Source organism: Bacillus sp. CH30_1T, assembly GCF_008364765.1.
Classification (GTDB): domain Bacteria; phylum Bacillota; class Bacilli; order Bacillales; family Bacillaceae_B; genus Rossellomorea.
The window spans coordinates 551,084-567,503 of the sequence record NZ_VTUY01000004.1 but is presented as its reverse complement, the minus strand read 5'-3'; the positions used below and the strand labels follow the sequence as shown (position 1 = coordinate 567,503).

The 16,420-nt window shown below is 38.5% G+C and carries 15 protein-coding genes and 1 pseudogene; 4 read left to right on the top strand and 12 right to left on the bottom strand.

The annotated features are described in order from the left end of the window. Positions 1-27 precede the first annotated feature (27 nt). Positions 28-420, top strand: a complete 393-nt coding sequence (locus F0342_RS10395; RefSeq protein WP_149155866.1) for an Hsp20/alpha crystallin family protein — start codon at positions 28-30, stop codon at positions 418-420. Between the two features lie 58 nt (positions 421-478). Here the strand turns inward: F0342_RS10395 and F0342_RS25630 are convergent. Then, positions 479-664, bottom strand: a pseudogene (locus F0342_RS25630) (Rdx family protein); the annotation flags it as partial. A 329-nt stretch (positions 665-993) separates the two neighbouring features. On the opposite strand from F0342_RS25630, the gene selD reads away from it, so the two are divergent. Further along, positions 994-2,046 carry a selenide, water dikinase SelD gene (gene selD / locus F0342_RS10385; RefSeq protein ID WP_149155865.1) on the top strand — a complete coding sequence of 351 codons (1,053 nt, stop codon included), beginning with the start codon at positions 994-996 and terminating at the stop codon, positions 2,044-2,046. A gap of 64 nt (positions 2,047-2,110) precedes the next feature. On the opposite strand, the gene F0342_RS10380 is transcribed toward selD, so the two are convergent. The 6 genes from F0342_RS10380 to F0342_RS10355 all read right to left on the bottom strand — a co-directional run bounded on the left by F0342_RS10380 (position 2,111) and on the right by F0342_RS10355 (position 9,711). Next, a complete protein-coding gene (locus F0342_RS10380; protein ID WP_223145713.1) occupies positions 2,111-4,336 on the bottom strand; it encodes a DEAD/DEAH box helicase in 2,226 nt (741 codons plus the stop codon). 176 nt (positions 4,337-4,512) lie between these two features. Further along, a complete protein-coding gene (locus F0342_RS10375; protein ID WP_262481695.1) occupies positions 4,513-5,154 on the bottom strand; it encodes a lytic transglycosylase domain-containing protein in 642 nt (213 codons plus the stop codon). Between the two features lie 175 nt (positions 5,155-5,329). Next, a complete protein-coding gene (locus F0342_RS10370) occupies positions 5,330-5,455 on the bottom strand; it encodes a YjcZ family sporulation protein (protein ID WP_106298454.1) in 126 nt (41 codons plus the stop codon). Positions 5,456-5,686: 231 nt separating this feature from the next. Then, the gene (locus F0342_RS10365; protein ID WP_149155863.1) at positions 5,687-7,216 is read right to left on the bottom strand and encodes a glycine betaine uptake BCCT transporter; all 1,530 of its coding nucleotides are present in this window, start codon (positions 7,214-7,216) and stop codon (positions 5,687-5,689) included. Between the two features lie 754 nt (positions 7,217-7,970). Further along, positions 7,971-8,537 carry a 3D domain-containing protein gene (locus tag F0342_RS25625; protein WP_149155862.1) on the bottom strand — a complete coding sequence of 189 codons (567 nt, stop codon included), beginning with the start codon at positions 8,535-8,537 and terminating at the stop codon, positions 7,971-7,973. Positions 8,538-8,880: 343 nt separating this feature from the next. Beyond that, complete coding sequence (locus tag F0342_RS10355) at positions 8,881-9,711, bottom strand: 3D domain-containing protein (RefSeq protein ID WP_149155861.1); 831 nt, start codon at positions 9,709-9,711, stop codon at positions 8,881-8,883. 426 nt (positions 9,712-10,137) lie between these two features. Here F0342_RS10355 and F0342_RS24830 point away from each other — a divergent pair, with 426 nt between their 5' ends. Further along, complete coding sequence (locus F0342_RS24830; RefSeq protein WP_172655591.1) at positions 10,138-10,293, top strand: DUF8096 family protein; 156 nt, start codon at positions 10,138-10,140, stop codon at positions 10,291-10,293. Positions 10,294-10,419: 126 nt separating this feature from the next. Here F0342_RS24830 and map read toward each other — a convergent pair whose 3' ends face one another. The 5 genes from map to F0342_RS10330 all read right to left on the bottom strand — a co-directional run bounded on the left by map (position 10,420) and on the right by F0342_RS10330 (position 15,230). Next, positions 10,420-11,163, bottom strand: coding sequence for a type I methionyl aminopeptidase (map, locus tag F0342_RS10350; protein WP_149155860.1), 744 nt, complete (start codon positions 11,161-11,163; stop codon positions 10,420-10,422). Between the two features lie 129 nt (positions 11,164-11,292). Next, positions 11,293-11,979: an LrgB family protein gene (locus tag F0342_RS10345; protein ID WP_149155859.1), complete on the bottom strand. Its 687-nt coding sequence runs from the start codon at positions 11,977-11,979 to the stop codon at positions 11,293-11,295. Continuing rightward, the gene (locus tag F0342_RS10340; RefSeq protein ID WP_149155858.1) at positions 11,963-12,343 is read right to left on the bottom strand and encodes a CidA/LrgA family protein; all 381 of its coding nucleotides are present in this window, start codon (positions 12,341-12,343) and stop codon (positions 11,963-11,965) included. Before F0342_RS10340 ends, F0342_RS10345 begins: the two co-directional genes overlap by 17 nt. Before the next feature lie 587 nt (positions 12,344-12,930). Continuing rightward, positions 12,931-13,248: a hypothetical protein gene (locus F0342_RS10335; protein ID WP_395940674.1), complete on the bottom strand. Its 318-nt coding sequence runs from the start codon at positions 13,246-13,248 to the stop codon at positions 12,931-12,933. A gap of 530 nt (positions 13,249-13,778) precedes the next feature. Then, positions 13,779-15,230, bottom strand: a complete 1,452-nt coding sequence (locus tag F0342_RS10330; RefSeq protein ID WP_149155857.1) for an aminotransferase-like domain-containing protein — start codon at positions 15,228-15,230, stop codon at positions 13,779-13,781. 140 nt (positions 15,231-15,370) lie between these two features. On the opposite strand from F0342_RS10330, the gene F0342_RS10325 reads away from it, so the two are divergent. Then, entirely contained in the window at positions 15,371-16,417 is a 1,047-nt protein-coding gene (locus tag F0342_RS10325) for an ornithine cyclodeaminase family protein (protein WP_149155856.1), read from the top strand. The last annotated feature ends 3 nt before the right edge of the window (positions 16,418-16,420 follow it).

Genomic DNA, 16,420 nt, shown 5'->3' with positions numbered 1-16,420 from the left:
AAAGAATATGTTGGGGGTCAGGTGTAAATGAGCAAGGAAAGGGAGGATTTCTATTTAGAGAACTGGGAGGAGAATATGAAGGATTGGCTATTGGATCCTGCTACGGTTCAATTGGATGAACAAGAATTTAGAGTCGACTTTCTGGATACAACTGAAGCGTTTATCGTAGAAATTGAAACGGAAAATATTCATCCAGAGGAATTAATCATTAAGAAAAATGACACTCAATTGGTCGTATCGATACTGATGAAGGACGAAATCAAGGAGAGAAACCGAACCATTCGATTTCCCTTTTGTTTAAAGCAACGGGCAATCACCTATTCAATCGAGCATCATACCATCGAAATCAATGTCCCTAAAAAGGAATGTCCCAGCCCCACTTCCTTCGTCATCCGAGTCCAAGGGTTATCTAATGAGTAATCACTCTCTCTAAATAGATGAAAAGGTCTGAAGTGAAAACTCAGACCTTTAACCATGTTTATAGGGATTCAATCGAAGAAATGATGAGGTTTAAGTCAGGAAAAACTCCTTTATCTAATTTAGAATAAACCTTTTCTTCTCCTACTGAAATCTCAAATGCCCCACCAGAGGATGGTATTAACTTTAGCTCTTTAATGTCTGAACGAAAATGGGTAAACAGTTGTTCCGCGAAACTCGCGGCTTTAGGTGCATAGTTTCACATCATACAGAATTCAATTGTAATCGAGACCTTTTTCATCATTATTTTCCTCCTTCTATTATATATTTTCCTGTGTGCATAATACCATAGCTTCTATTTTTCTCCAAATACTTCCCTTTTCAATCTGCAGTACTGTATTGATCCCAATCATTGAATATAATCCTGTTATTAAGGTGCAAAGCCTATTTTATAATAATTTCAAATACAAATCCTCCTTTTCCCAGACTGATTTCTACCGTCCATCCCTTCTCCTTTGCCCAATTGTATTTTTATCCTGTACAATTAGAATATTCATACATAAAGGGGTGAAGTGAATGAGCAGGGAAGAAATTATCCGATTAACAGAACTTTCTACAAAAGCTGGTTGAGGCTGCAAACTTAGTCCTAGTGACTTGACGCAAGTGTTGCGTCAGCTACCCCCTCAACCATTTACTGAAGCATTGTTAGTAGGAAACGAATCATCTGACGATGGTGGTATTTATCAACTGACAGATGATCTGGCTATGGTACAAACCGTAGATTATTTTACCCCGATTGTGGATGATCCCTACCAATTTGGTCAAATAGCAGCGGCAAACGCACTAAGTGACGTATATGCTATGGGTGGAACGCCGAAAACGGTTTTAAACATTGTAGGGTTTCCAATTAAAAAGCTCGGAAGTGAAATACTTACTGAAATTCTGTCCGGTGCACAAAATAAAGTAATCGAAGCTGGTGCTGTGACCGTAGGCGGCCATTCCATTGATGATCAAGAGCCAAAATTTGGTTTGAGTGTTACTGGAATCGTTCACCCCAAAAAATATTGGACGAACAACGGTGCCAAAGAAGGAGACGTTATAGTTCTTACCAAACCACTGGGTGTAGGAATTCTAACGACAGGTATTAAGCGTAAGATGGTGTCGGTAGACCAAGAAAAAGATGTGATCGAAGTCATGAGCATGTTAAATAAATCTGCAGCAGAAGTTTTTCATGACTTTAATCCGCATGCAGTGACAGATGTAACAGGATTTGGCTTAATGGGGCACGCCTTTGAAATGGCTAAAGGCAGTGGCGTATCCATCGAGTTTTCATACTCTTCCATTCCCCTATTAGAAGGGACGAGGGAATTAGCAGCCAAAGGAGTCATTCCTGGTGGGTCGAAAGCGAACCACCAGTGGCTTGAAGAAAAAGTGCACTATAATCCGAGTATCAATAAGGAAGATCAATGGATCGTGTGTGACGCGATTACTTCAGGAGGGTTATTAGTAAGTTTGCCAGAGGATGAGGCGGAAAAGTATATAGAGATGTTAGGTCTTCACTCGATTTCAGCAAATATAATTGGTCGTGTGCTGACGAAGCAAAGATGGAGTATACTAGTTGAAAAATAATTAAGCGGTGGCTCTTTTTGAGAGAAGTAGATTTTAAGCTACTAACTTTCAGAAGGACCACCGCTTATTTTTCTTCGATCATTTTAAGGAATTGACCCGTGATTCTCTTTGATAAAATCCTTAAATGATAAGGGAATCGGTTTTTTTCTTTTGCAAAAGAATTGAACCAAATGACTTTTTCATCTAACGCGATGAATGGAATACCCGTTGTTGCTTTTTTAATTTTGAAACTGTTTCCAGGTTGCGAAGTACTGCCGTCTTTACTTTGGATAATGACGTTTTTCTCACTGGATACTGTGTGTAATATGCTTAATATCTCTTGAGGGATATCTGTGACAAGTCCAACGTTCACTACGATCTTTTGTTTAGCTGCCTTAAAATCTTTCATCAGTCTGTTTAGATCACTTATATCAGTCCACTTCATTTTCTTAGTCGAGGAAGGGCTGAATGAGGAACTTGTTTCCTTATGCCCTTCCTGTTGAAGATGACGTATGAATTTATGAATGGGTTGGGAGGAATGTGTCTTCTTCTGAATAAATTGATCGTTCCCAATAAGCACGAACTTCCCCCTCGCTCGCGTAATCGCTACATTCAGTAGCCTATCACTTCCTTTCCGAGTGAGTAGTGCCCCCGGTTTCCCATGGGAAGCTGCATCAACGAGATCAAAAAGGATCAAGTCATTTTCCGAACCCTGAAAGCCATGAACCGTAGCGGCATATAAATTCAATTGAGGATTTGTGGTCTTTACTAATTCGTCCAGTAAAAGGTTATACCACTTCGCTTGAACACGGTAGGGGGTCACGATTCCGATAGATTGAATACCATCCTCGATCGCCTCCTGAGTAAGCTGGATCGTCACTAAGCTGGATAGGACATTCCAACGTGAGCCTTTTTGAGTCTCTGCCCATTCCGTACCTTCTTTGAGTGAAAATAATACGGCTCCATGAGAAGGGAAAGGCATTTTATTCGTAATCCCCGCTCTCATCATTTCTACCGAATGGTGATCGCCTACCTTCGAATGGTAGATATAGCGATTGGTAAATGCCGAAATGCTTGGATGCATTCGCCGCTGTTCTGGAAGTAATAATAACTGAGGGTGGTCCTTGCTCTTATCAACAGCATGTGCAACCTGAGCCGAATGAAAGATGTCTTCCTTCAGCCACTTCGTTACCATTGGATGAAAGGACGTAGAAATAGGCGGGAGCTGTTTGAAATCCCCGCAAATAACGATATTTTTTCCAAGGGATGCAGCAAATGCTACCTGAGGTATATACGCCATACTCGCCTCATCCACGATAACAAGGTCAAACTCTTCTTCATAAAGAATGCCATCAATCGCAGCTTTAGAGAGAGTCGTGCCGATGACCCTTGCGTCTGTGACAAGTTCACCTTCTCTTCGTTTAAACTTTTCTTTGATTTTTTGATAATGAACTTCAAGTTGAGACAACCGTTCTGAATCGTAACTTGAATACGTTTTCGCCAGTTTATTTTTTAACCTTCTACGGTAGGTTTCGACCTTTCCTTTTTCCTCTGCAAGGCTGGGGTCAAGTTGTTCTAATAATTGAAGCACGCTTAAATCTGTAACTTCTTTACTATACGCTTTCTGGTTGGTACCATAGCGGATGACTTCCCCTCTCTTCCACCGATCGTGGCTGCTGAGAAAGTGATGCATTTCTTCTATTAAGACATCGACTGCAGCATTACTATGGGAAAGAAGCAGTACTTTTTTTCCTTCTGTATAATGATAAGCAGCTACTCTGGCAAGCGTATAGGTTTTTCCTGTTCCAGGTGGTCCCCATAGATACGTAACAGGATTATACTTACTGCGCACATATGCTTCGTGTAAAGGATTTTTAAACGTAGTCTTCGGATGCCTTGTTTCTTTCATTGGATTCATCACATGCTGAATACGCTTTGTTTTTCCATGGCTCTCTTTTGCTTCGTCTAATCTTTCTATTAACTTCTCTAATATTTCCCATGGTTCATGTAATATTTGACCATAAGAAATAGGGTCTCCTATGAATTGATCGAGTTCAATCATGCACTCCCTGTCCTCTGAACTAATCACCACCCCTGTGATTCTTGATTGCTTTCTCTTATAAACTACGCCTCCTCCTTCTGGTAAAGACGCAGGATAACTAAGGGTGAACCAATAAATATAGGCATTTTCTTCTTTTCGGATACATCTCCCTTCTTCTATCAAAACTCCAGATGTTTCGCGTTTTTTTAGTTGAAGAATTTCCATATCCAGAGCGGTTTTCCACTCTTCTATCATTTCTGTCGTTTTCATCTGAATCACCTTTGCCATACGAAAAAATTCACGAACCTTATCATAACAATTTATTATGTGAGTGTATATGATAAGTAGAAAATGGAAGTGGAATAAAGTAAAAAACAACAAATTTTACGTAAGAGAAAAAAAGAACCGAAATAAATACCCGGCTCTTCTCCAAAATTATCAAGGAATCACATAGCCTTGCCTGACTCCACTTCTTCATTTTCTACAAATCGATCTGCATAGTACAAAACATCTTCTACATATTTGTCGCTATGATTGTAGGCAAATACGGCTTGTTCGATTTTTCCATCGGCTGCTCCATTTCGTTCCAAATAGTTAGCAGCACTAAACACTGCATCCTCAATTTGAAAAGGATCGGCTATTCCATCTCCATTTGCATCGACCCCATAACCACCATACTTTTCAATGACGTTAGGATCAGTTTTTTGGTTTTGTGGAATATTCCCCTTCCCTAAGCCTGAGCAACTCGGATGTGACCAGCCGACAAATGTACATGGCATGAATTGCATGTGTCCTTCAGCCCCCACAGGAGACACAAGAGTCTTCATGGTGGAAAATTTCGTTTCGACCCGGTGGTGGGCAGCCAGTAAATACCATGGTACCCCGTATTCCTCTTCAGCTGCTTTATAAATGGGAATATATTCGGGGGGGACCTCTTCTTTACCAAATGAAGACAGGTTATAAGTGGTTTCTCCATTATTTACTGCATAATAAATAGCTAAGACGATGATGGGTATAAGGACGATCCTAAATGGTGAGGATCGTTTTTTCTTACTGGGTCGCATTGTTTGTGCGAATTTTTTAGTCATCGAGGCTCGATCCTTTACAAGAGTATTGATTCCTCTTGTATTCTAATACGAGAACCACTATGTGACAATCATTATGTAAAAAAAGATGACCCCAGTAATCCTTTCTTTCTTCACCGGATGTTGGTAGAGAAATCATTGACTTTGTCGAGGTCACCTAGCCATCATTCATTTATTATTAACAAACAAACGCTGCTCCAACGATAATTAATAGGATGAATAAAACTACGATTAACGCAAAGCCACCAGCGTAGCCACCACCACCGCAGCCATATCCATATCCAGGGTATCCATATCCATACATCATCAGTCACCTCCAGTTATCTTACTACGATATTAATGTATGTAGTGGACAAATTGTAGGTTAATTAAAATCAGTATTCACTTTTTATCAATGTAATGCATTTGGAGCAGATTGCCTATGAACAGTGGGTTTTGCGTATCATGGAGGAGCAGAAAATGAGTAAAATGTCTAGAAAGGAAGTGCTTGATATTAAAAATGCGCCTGGAAAAATTCCAGGCGCTAAAACGATTTCTACATGTGCTCTTTAGGCTCTTTTGTTTTTCGTGGCTTAGGTTTGATGTATAATCCAAGCTCTTTCTTCTCTTGATTCAGTGATTTATACAGAGACAGCATCATCAGGGCCATAATGACTGAGAATGGCAACGCAGCGACAATTAATGCATTTTGTAATGCCTGTAGTCCTCCACTATAGAGCAGGATTAATGCAACAGTAGACTGAGCAAGTCCCCAAGTTAACTTCACATAGTTAGGAGGAGTTAATGATCCATAGGTTGTTTGCATTCCCAGAACGAATGTAGCTGAGTCAGCAGACGTAATAAAGAATGTTCCTATTAATGTGATGGCAATGACTGAAAGGATCGTTGACCATTCAAAACCGTTAAATACAGCAAATAACACTTCTTCTGTATTTAGACCTGATATATCTGTTCCTGCTTGTTGAATTTCAATGGCAGATGTACCAAAAGTAGCGAACCAAATGAAACTGACTAAAGCAGGCAGCAGTAGTACTCCGATTAAGAATTCACGAATGGTTCTGCCTCGTGATACACGTGCGATGAAGATTCCGACAAATGGAGACCAGGAAATCCACCATGCCCAATAGAAAATCGTCCAGCCATTGATCCACCCGCGATGTTCTGCGTTTAATGGGGCAATCCGGAAACTCATGGCAGCGATGTTTTGAATATAGGCACCGAGTGTATCAGTGAACATATTCAGGATGAGCAATGTAGGTCCGATAAAGAACATTAACACGAACATTCCAATTGCCAGTACCATATTCGTATTAGATAGATATTTAATTCCCTTACTTAATCCAGACCATGCCGATATCATAAATAAGACGGTTACTACCGCAATGATAATGAATTGAACGGTGAAATTATTTGGAACTCCCAGTAGATACGAGAGTCCTCCGTTAATTTGTGCTGCACCAAATCCAAGCGTTGTGGCAACACCGACAACAGTGGCGAATACAGCCAGTACATCGATGACCGTTCCCAGTGGACCGTTCACTTTATCTCCAAAGATCGGTCTCAATGTAGCTGAGATTAAGCCAGGCTCATCTTTACGGAATTTATAATAAGCGAGTGCTAAAGCGACAATCGCATAGATCGCCCATGCATGTATTCCCCAATGGAAAAACGTGTAACGCATTGATTCCTTGATCGCCTGATTCGTTCCACCTTCAGCAAGTGGAGGCGTCAAATAGTGTGACAGCGGCTCTGCTGCCCCCCAGAATACTAAACCGATTCCCATCCCTGCACTAAACAACATGGCGAACCATGTTCCTTTCGTGTACTCAGGTTTCTCGTCTGGCTTTCCTAATTTTATCGTTCCGATTGGACTAAAGATCAAGAATACGCAGAAAATAACTATCACTGTGACTAAAATAAGATAATACCAACCGAATGTTGAGGTGATAAAGCTTTGCATATCAGCTGTTACATTTTCAAATGACTTTGGCGCGATGACACCATAGGCAACAGATGCTGCAACCAATGCAACGGTAATCCAGAAAACATTTGATATCCTCTTCATAAAATTCTCCTTTCCATTTTCAATGTATTTTTTGCTCTTTTCTGTATGAAGGTAACGACAGCCGGATTAAGGGTGTTTATCAAAGTATGTACACCGGCGGCAATAAACTTCATCATGAAAGAGTCTCAGTTAATGCAGATGGGAATATGTGCATTCTGAGGATTGTGGAGGAATAATTACTTATTACCTATTCCCTCACCACACTCTCATAAACCAACATTTGTTACCCTACCAGAAAAAAGTTTAACTTTGCAAGTAATAACCATTAAATTTTTTTATAGTGTTTGTCATTTAAACGTTTTCATTCCAATTCTTTTTTTCCTTTAAAGTCCATTCCGGAATTTTCTAGCATGAGAAACTGGAAATAACACGCTTAATAAATTTGTTAAGTCGAATATGGTTGACTAACATGGTTTAACTTTTATGTTAGGAGAATAGACGTTATGAAGGATATAATTAATGATTTTCTCTAAATTCATTTGAAGTTTAACTGGGAATTATGGATGAAGTTCTTGTAGTAATTTTCATGTTTCCGTGAAGGTTAATAAAAGAATGTATGGGAGGAGGTCGAGTCATGAAAAAAATAAGCAAGACAAATCACAACGTGAAACAGCTGAAAAATTAGCTCAACAACAAATGGGTGATTAAATTGAGATGAAATCCGTAGCTCCTTCTGCTAGAAAAGGCTCTGAAGTTCAAGGAAAATAGTTTTTGATACAAAAAGGACGCCTAAGTCGGCGCCCTTTCCTATTCGTTACTCTTCAATAATTTTCACATTGACATCTTGTACACCATATTTAAGGGCATCTTTTTCTTTTTCCATATAAATGTCGATGCGTTTCCCTTTAATGGCTCCACCTGTATCTTCCGCACGGGCATAACCGTATCCTTCTATAAATACCTTAGATCCCAGTGGAATGACACTCGGATCGACGGCAATGACTCTGGCATCGGGGTTCTCGATTAAGTCCACCCCCGTCTTTGTAATGCCTATACAGCCTTCACAATAAGCTGTATACGCCGTAGCGGTTACGTTAACCTCTTTTACAACATTGTCCCCGGAAGTTTCCGTATCAGCGGATTTAACAGCTTGTTCTTCTTGTACGTTATTCACAGTATAACCTTCTTCTAAAAGTTGTTGGCGAGTGCCAACCTCATCGATCGAAACATGATATCGATTTGCAATCTCCCAAAGAATATCGCCTTTTTCTATATTATGATAATCATTCATTGCAGTATCTTTTGGTTCTGCGGAGGCAGAAGTAAGTCCGATTGTTAGAAAAACTGTGAAGGAAAAAATGGAAAATAATACTTTTTTCATCTTGTGAAATTCCTCCTTTTGTGTTTGGTCTATGAAACCAACAGTAGAAATAGTAACATAGACTTACCTCAGATATATAACAGGGTGTTTATAAACCGATAACAATTAGATGACAAGCCTGTAATATTTATTGTTTTCTGTCGATTCAGCTGGAAGTGCTTCTAAGTCTTTCATTTGAAGGGAAATACTAGTTGAAAAGCGTGGATGAATTGAAAGTAAATTGGTAATGAAGAAGCTATTAAGAAAGTTATTCCATTTGCATATTGTGTTTAGAGATAAGCTATTAAAAATGTGTTGAAGAATAAAAAACCACTGAGAATGACTTCTCAGTGGTTCCAATCTATTATTTACTTTCAAGGATTTTTACGTTAACTGATTTTCTGCCCCAATCAACGGCTTGGTCTTTTGATGGGATGAATACATCGATTCGATTTCCTTTAATCGCTCCACCTGTATCTTCGGCGGTTGCATAGCCGTAGCCTTCAACAAATACTTTTGATCCCAGTGGAATGACATCCGGGTCTACTGCAATCACTTTAGCATCTGGATTTTCTAAAAGGTTTACGCCAGTAGCTGTCGTACCTGAGCAGCCTTCACAACTTGCTGTGTAAGCAGTTGCTTCTACAGTGATTTCCTTTACAGCTTCCTCTTGTGCATCTGGTTCTGCTGCTGCCGGCTCTTCTTCAGCAGGTTGTGCCTCAGCTGGTTCTGCTGCAGGCGCTTCAGCTTCTGGAGCTACTTCTGCTGTTTCTTCTTGAGCAGGAGCTGCTGCTTGCTCAGAAGTATTTGCAGTAGCTGAAGGTGCTTTTTTATCTTCTAGATTGAGGACTAATTCTTGTCCAGGGACAATCAGGTCACTTTCAAGAGCGTTCCAGCCTATTAAACTGTCGACGGAAACTCCATATTGTGAAGAGATTCCCCAGAGTGTGTCACCTTTTTTAACTGTATAGTATTCTTTGGATGATACCGTGAGTTCTTGGTCAGGATAGATTAAGTGTGAATTTAAATTATTCCATTTCATGAGTTTATCAACGGATGTACCGTATTCCTGGGCAATTCCCCATAAAGTGTCACCTTTTTTAACTTCGATGTCTTGTGCTGAAGCGCTAGCTCCACCAGACACTGCAAGTGTAGTAAATGCAGCCACAGAAATAATCGATTTTTTTAGTTTCATAGAAAAAATTCCTCCTTATGTAGCTAGCGATTTATTTGTTTGTGCTAACAGGGAAAATACTAACATAGTAAAATCTCAATTCAATAACAGGAACTTTAATATCGTGCGTCAAGAATATTTCACTAATGTAATAGAAAGCGATTTCCTGTATAAACTATCATGTATAGGAATACTATGGTAATTTCAGATGAAAATAATAGGCGTAAAGGGTATTTATGGATAAAAAGGTTAAAGAGTTCTATTCTATTTTGACGCTAATTTTAGAGGTCAAGTTGTCTTTTGGGTAGGTGAATAAATCGTAAATGCTTCAAATATTTTTTAATTGAAGAAGATATAGTCTTAAAAAAGAAGTGAGTTTAATCTTAACAAGCTAGAAGATTCCTACTATACTATAGGAAGTACTGGTTGAACTGGAGGATGACAAGGTTGGAGAATCAGGAAGAAAATATCGTACTTTATAAAGATGATCCCGACGAACACAGTGGTCGCTGCGAATGTGGGAACAATATATTTAAATCACGTGTATTAGATGGGAAGTTTTATCGAAAGTGTCAAGAGTGTGGTAAAACGAAAATCGTTTAATAGAAAAAGGGGAACCGGTATCAAAAATCGGTTTCCCTTTTTTCTATTTATTCATTATACAAAAAGAGGGACGGACCTTGATTCCTAGGAGCTACTCCTAGGAGTCAAGGTCCGTCCCTCACTGCTTTATTGTGTTAAAATGATTGGTTCGTCTTTGGTTATGATGATGGTGTGTTCGATTTGGGCAACGAAGCTGTTGTCGGGTGTGATGTAGGTCCAGCCGTCTCCCTTTTCGATTACGTTTTGTGCTTTGGTTGAGATGAAGGGTTCAAACGCGATGACCATTCCTTCTTTTAACAGTGCATTATCCCATGGATCGAAATAATTTAAGATGTGATCAGGTTTCTCATGAAGAGACCGTCCTACACCGTGGCCAGTTAAGTTCATAATCACCGTATAACCATTTTTTCGCGCTTCATTATTAACCGCTTTGCCGATTCCGTTTTGCTTTGATCCAGCTCTTGCTTTCTGGAGTCCCGCTTGGAATGATTTTAATGCCGCCCCGCATAAATCTGTAAGTTTTGGGTCTCCCACCCCAACAACAAATGAGATTCCTGTATCAGCATAGTAGCCATCTTTAGAACCGGATACGTCAATATTGACAAGGTCTCCCTCTTTGATCACACGGTCACCGGGTATCCCATGGGCCACTTCTTCATTCACACTGATACATGTGAAACCAGGAAAATCATATTCTCCTTTAGGGCCTGAAATGGCTCCGTTTTCTTCAAACAGTCTTCCAGCAATATCGTCAAGCTCTTTAGTCGTTACTCCAGACTTTGTCTGAGAGCGTAATTCATCACGGATCATCGCCACAATGCGGCCGATTTCTTTTAACGCTTTTAAATCTTCATCAGTTTTGACAATCATATTATCTTCCTTCTCTTTTGAAATTTTACCTTCCCTTACTATACCGAAACACACTATGTTTTAAAAGGGAAAGCTGTTGTTTAGTAGGGTGGTTAATTATTATGGGATTCACTCCCTTCAATTACTATATCAAACAAAAAGAAATAGGAGCGGGATGACGAAGGACATGATCGTGGCGGTTAATGCCATGGCGGCACCACTTACTGCCCCTTCCCTTTCGCCCTCTTTAATAGCCTGTGCCGTCCCTACTCCATGGGAAATCACCCCGAATGGAAGCCCTTTTGCAATGGGGTGCTTTACATGCAGCCACTTTAATATAGTCGGTATGATCATAGCTCCGAACATACCCGTCACAATGACGACCGTTGGAATGACTTCTATATTCGCCTCAATAACCTTTCCTATATCAACTGCTACTGGGGTTGTAATGGTTTTAATAAGCAAGGAGCGGCTCCATTCAGATGGGATCCCCAACCACATACTGAAGAAATAAGAAATAAGCATAGACATTCCACTTCCGAACAGGATACCGATAAGGATAGGCTGTACATGCTGTACTAATAATTTTCGGTGCTGATAAAGGGGATACGCAAGGGCAACAGTAGCAGGTCCTAGTAAATACGTTATGAAAGAAGTGAAGTCTGCATACTGTTCATAAGGAATATCGATGATCAATAATGTGACAATGACAGCAATCGTACTAATAAATATAGGTATCGTTACGGGGGTTGGCCAAAGTCGATGAATCTTTACCCCAAAGATAAAATACAATACTGTAATGGCTAATGCCAACAGTGTACTAATGAGATGGATCATGGTTTCGTTTCTCCTTCCATCTTATTAAACTCTCTGCTGATAAGGCTGTTGCTACAAATCCAGTTATCCCGCTAATAACCAGAATGACAATGAGCTTCCATCCGAAATCTATAAAATATGGCCCCAGAACCATTGCACTAACAGACAAGGGAAGAAAAAAGAAGGAAAAATGTCTTAGGAAAAATCCTGTCCCGTCCATTAATAATCTTTCTTTCACTACACCAGATAATAATAGTAGAAACAAAAAAAGCATCCCGATTACGCTTCCGGGAATGGGTAATTGAAAGAAGTCTGTACACCACTTTCCAATTTCATAAAATAAGCATAGAATGGCAATTTGAATGATGGTCCGAACAACCTGCATAATTTTCTCCTCGCTTTATAGTCTTCTCACGATTTTATCACAAATGGCAGGTCAATAGAGAATAGGTTGAAATCAAAAAAGAGCATGAGGTGTTCTCACTCCATGCTCTTTTAGGGGTCACCATATCAAAAAAAGAAAATTGTACGTTTAGACACATTTTTGACATAATTTAAGGTGTTACCTGTACATTAAGGAATTAGTTTGTATTAATCGAGAGATGTGAACAGCTACTGATAAGTTGATCATAGGTTAAATAAAAATAGTATAAACAGATAATAATGTTTTTTAATTTTGATGTAAAAAATAAGAGCAATACTATAAATCGTAAATAGTATTACTCTTTAAAGTTATTTAATTTCAATAAACACAATAGGGAATGCTTCAAAAAAATAATAAAGTTTATTAATTCGGTTGTCGAATCTTTCACGATAACTAATTTATAAATAAAAGCTCATAATAATAAGTTCGCCTTTTTTTCCTATTTTTCGTATACCTTCGTCAATAAAGCCACACTTTTTATATAGCGACTGTGCAGTAAAGTTTTTCACATTTACCGCTAATACAATCTCACTAATATGTGGATATTCTTAACTAACAAAATCAGGTAGTAACAATAATGATTGTTTGGCATATCCTTTTCCTTGATAATAATAATCCGTTGAAAACGCTCGTAATAGCATAGCTTTTGAATTTTCAGAGTAAGGCTTTACGCCTTCATTTTCATGAAGCAAGAAGAATGTCACAAGCTCATTATTTACAAAAAACAATATAGAATGTCTATCAGCATCGACTTTTGATAATTCTATGCATTTCTTTGGTATACCTGTAAATTGTAACTGTTCCTCAGATAATACATAGCTTTCTACTTGTTTTTCAATTCGTTCTTTATACTCAAATAATTCCATAATGTCCTCCCATTAATTCTGCCCGTTTGTGGATTGTCTCATTACAGTTCTCTTCCGTCCACACTCTTTCCAAGACATAATTTCAAGTTCTGGTCTAGGTTTATCTTCTAACAGGGGTCACCATATAGACAAATACAACACATATTTATTAATTTTATCTGCAACCTAGTGTCCGCACGTGTGGAGTGCATAGTATTGATAGAGAAGAAATAGTCTGATATTAAAGGCTTAGGAGGTTTTTGAGTAAAAATTGAAGTGTGTTTTGTGTTCCCTCAGACTAATTATTTTGGGGGAAGTTTGCTTTAGGGGGCCGAACAAATACGCAGAACTATGGATATTTGTGTTAAAGTTTGGGTTCTGCGCATAGGTTATTTGAGTTATAAGACAATTGGTTTTTTAGAAAATTAGCTAGATTAATGATTAAAAACTTCAGGAACTAGAGGAGTTGATGATGCTTTCGAATCTCAAACAGTGGTTATTCAATACTCATTTTTATAATTATCTGCAATATTTAAATCTCTATATTAAACTTAAAAAATTTGTTCTGCTACCAATTCTGAAAGAGTTTTAATTCCGTAGTCAATTTCATTTAAGGATGCATAAGAATAAGAAATTCTTAAATATTGATCAGAGTGAAACTCATACAAATCTCCAGGGTGAACAAGTATTTTCCGACTTAAGGCTTTAGTAAAAAGCTGGTACATGGATATACCTTTATTTAACTTAAGCCAGATGAAATATCCGCCCCTTGGGATATTCCATGTACCGATGCTGGTAAAATATTTCTTTAATGCTTCAAGTGCAACATCTCTTCGTAGCTTAACATTTTTCCTCATTATATCGTTATGCTGATAATAAAGACCACTAGAGAATAGTTCTGTGGTTACATTCTGGGAGAGTGAGCTGGTTCCAGAATCAGTTTGCATTTTTATATCTGCCAATCTTTCAATGACTTTTTCTGATCCAACAATCCATCCAATCCTAAGACCAGGACTTAAATTCTTCGATATCCCACCAATATATAATACAAGTCCATTGTTATCAAATGCCTTTATTGGCTGTGGAGGTTGTTCATCAAACCAAAGCTCCCTATATACATCATCCTCGATAATAGGCAAACGTTCCCTATCACACGCATCAACAAGCGTTTTTCTTCTTTCAAGTGACATGACGCTTCCGGTAGGATTTTGAAAAGTAGGTATTGTAAAAAGCATTGCTCCTTTTCTCCGCCTATGTCGATCAATCAATTCTTTTATTTCTATACCTTCTTCATCCAGCTTAATTCCCGAAAGCTGCATTCCGAAGGATTGAAAGGTTCTAAGAGAGTATAGATAGGATGGCTTTTCAACATATACTACTGAGTTAGTGTTCAAAAGGCCAAGGGAAATAAGCTGCAGTGCCTGCAAAGCACCAGAGGTAATCAAAACTGAGGATGGATCAGCTCCTATTCCTATTGTTTTAAGGTATGTGCATACTTCTCTTCTTAGATGGATATTTCCTTTTGGTTCTTCATAACCCAGCGATCCCATAGACTTAGACAGGTTTTTTAGTACTCCCTGAATCATTTTGTTAGGTATTAATTCAGGGGAAGGTTCGCAGGACCCCATTCGGATGATATCAGGTTGGAATTCAGCCTGATTGATCTGCTGCATTATCTTTTGATTTGTTTGATGTAATCCCGAAGATATATAGGGAAGCCAATTATGTGAATGATTAATGGACATTAATGTCCATGTATTGTTTTTTACTTTTGTCCCTCCACCAGCGTTACCGTTAATAAGGCCTTCAGCTGCCAGCTCTTCAAGGGCAGATACTACGGTACTTCTGTTTACACTGAAGATTTCAGAAAGTGTCCGCTGACTTGGCAATTTGAAACCAACCGGCCATTCTCCAGTTACTATTTTGTCCTTTATGAAGTTAACAATCTGTATATTCAATCGAGTAGGATTATTTCTATCAGGTCTCCAGTTGATATCTAACATGAAATCCCTCCCAAATAATAGTAATCTTACCATATCATTTGGTTGGTTAAATAACAACCAAGAATGGTTGGAGACTTTTAGTTGTTGTTCAAATACAATTACATTAACAGATATTAAAATTTAAAAGGAGAATGATAACTATGGTACCAATAAAAATTCTAAGTGATAATGATGTTAAGAACATTCTTGATATCAAGAATACAGTAGCATGTGTAGAAAAAGCCTATGCGCTTAAAGCCAACAATCAGGCGAGACTATTCTCCATGGTATCTGAGGTGATTTTTGAGGATAGGGCAGAAATGGATATTAAATCAGGGATGCTGAATGAAGAAGATGTGTTTGGATTAAAACTCGTTTCATGGTTTGGTGATAATAAAAATCAAGGACTTCCAGCTATAACAGGGCTGACTATGTTATTTGATTTGAAGAATGGATTTCCTAAGGCAATGATCAACGCAAGTTATTTGACAGGAATGCGTACTGGAGCAGCAGGTTCAATAGGCGTGAAACACCTGTCAAAACAAGATTCAAAAACACTAATGATTGTTGGTACAGGAGTTCAGGCGATTTTTCAAATAGCAGCCACTCTATCTCAAGTTCAGACAATAACCAAGGTATATATATATGATCCCGTAAAATATGAAAATGCATCAAAATTCCAGTATTCAATAAAGACGGAACTAGAAAAAATCATAAATGATATTAACGATACTTATAATAAGAGCTGGAAACAAAGAATTGAGTCAGTTCAGTTTGTAGCTGTAGAAAATCCAGTGAAAGCTTTGGAAGAAACCGATGCAGTAATTACGATAACGCCTTCGCGAAAACCACTGATTTTTAAGGAGTGGATTAAGCCAGGCATACATTTCAGCTGTGTGGGGGCAGACATGACTGGAAAACAGGAAATAGATGAAAAGATCTTTGAGGTAGCTTCTGTATATGTAGATGATATTACACAGGCATCGACAGTCGGAGAAACACAAAGTGCTATAAGGGCTGGTATATTAGGCAAAAACAATTTGACTGAAATCGGACAATTCATACTTGGAAATGCGAAAGGACGTACAAGTGATGAAGAAATTACGATTTTTGATAATACTGGCATAGCATTGCAGGATCTTGCAGTTTCAAAATATATTGTATCAAAAGCAGAAGAAATGAATGTTGGGACAATCGTGCAAATATAAAAT

Excerpts from the sequence above, each read along its gene's own strand:
- F0342_RS10395 (WP_149155866.1), top strand. The coding sequence starts at position 28 with ATGAGCAAGGAAAGGGAGGATTTCTATTTAGAGAACTGGGAGGAGAAT.
- F0342_RS10380 (WP_223145713.1), bottom strand. The coding sequence starts at position 4,336 with ATGAAAACGACAGAAATGATAGAAGAGTGGAAAACCGCTCTGGATATG.
- F0342_RS10375 (WP_262481695.1), bottom strand. The coding sequence starts at position 5,154 with ATGACTAAAAAATTCGCACAAACAATGCGACCCAGTAAGAAAAAACGA.
- F0342_RS10370 (WP_106298454.1), bottom strand. The coding sequence starts at position 5,455 with ATGTATGGATATGGATACCCTGGATATGGATATGGCTGCGGTGGTGGT.
- F0342_RS10365 (WP_149155863.1), bottom strand. The coding sequence starts at position 7,216 with ATGAAGAGGATATCAAATGTTTTCTGGATTACCGTTGCATTGGTTGCA.
- F0342_RS25625 (WP_149155862.1), bottom strand. The coding sequence starts at position 8,537 with ATGAAAAAAGTATTATTTTCCATTTTTTCCTTCACAGTTTTTCTAACA.
- F0342_RS10355 (WP_149155861.1), bottom strand. The coding sequence starts at position 9,711 with ATGAAACTAAAAAAATCGATTATTTCTGTGGCTGCATTTACTACACTT.
- map (WP_149155860.1), bottom strand. The coding sequence starts at position 11,163 with ATGATTGTCAAAACTGATGAAGATTTAAAAGCGTTAAAAGAAATCGGC.
- F0342_RS10345 (WP_149155859.1), bottom strand. The coding sequence starts at position 11,979 with ATGATCCATCTCATTAGTACACTGTTGGCATTAGCCATTACAGTATTG.
- F0342_RS10340 (WP_149155858.1), bottom strand. The coding sequence starts at position 12,343 with ATGCAGGTTGTTCGGACCATCATTCAAATTGCCATTCTATGCTTATTT.
- F0342_RS10335 (WP_395940674.1), bottom strand. The coding sequence starts at position 13,248 with ATGGAATTATTTGAGTATAAAGAACGAATTGAAAAACAAGTAGAAAGC.
- F0342_RS10330 (WP_149155857.1), bottom strand. The coding sequence starts at position 15,230 with ATGTTAGATATCAACTGGAGACCTGATAGAAATAATCCTACTCGATTG.
- F0342_RS10325 (WP_149155856.1), top strand. The coding sequence starts at position 15,371 with ATGGTACCAATAAAAATTCTAAGTGATAATGATGTTAAGAACATTCTT.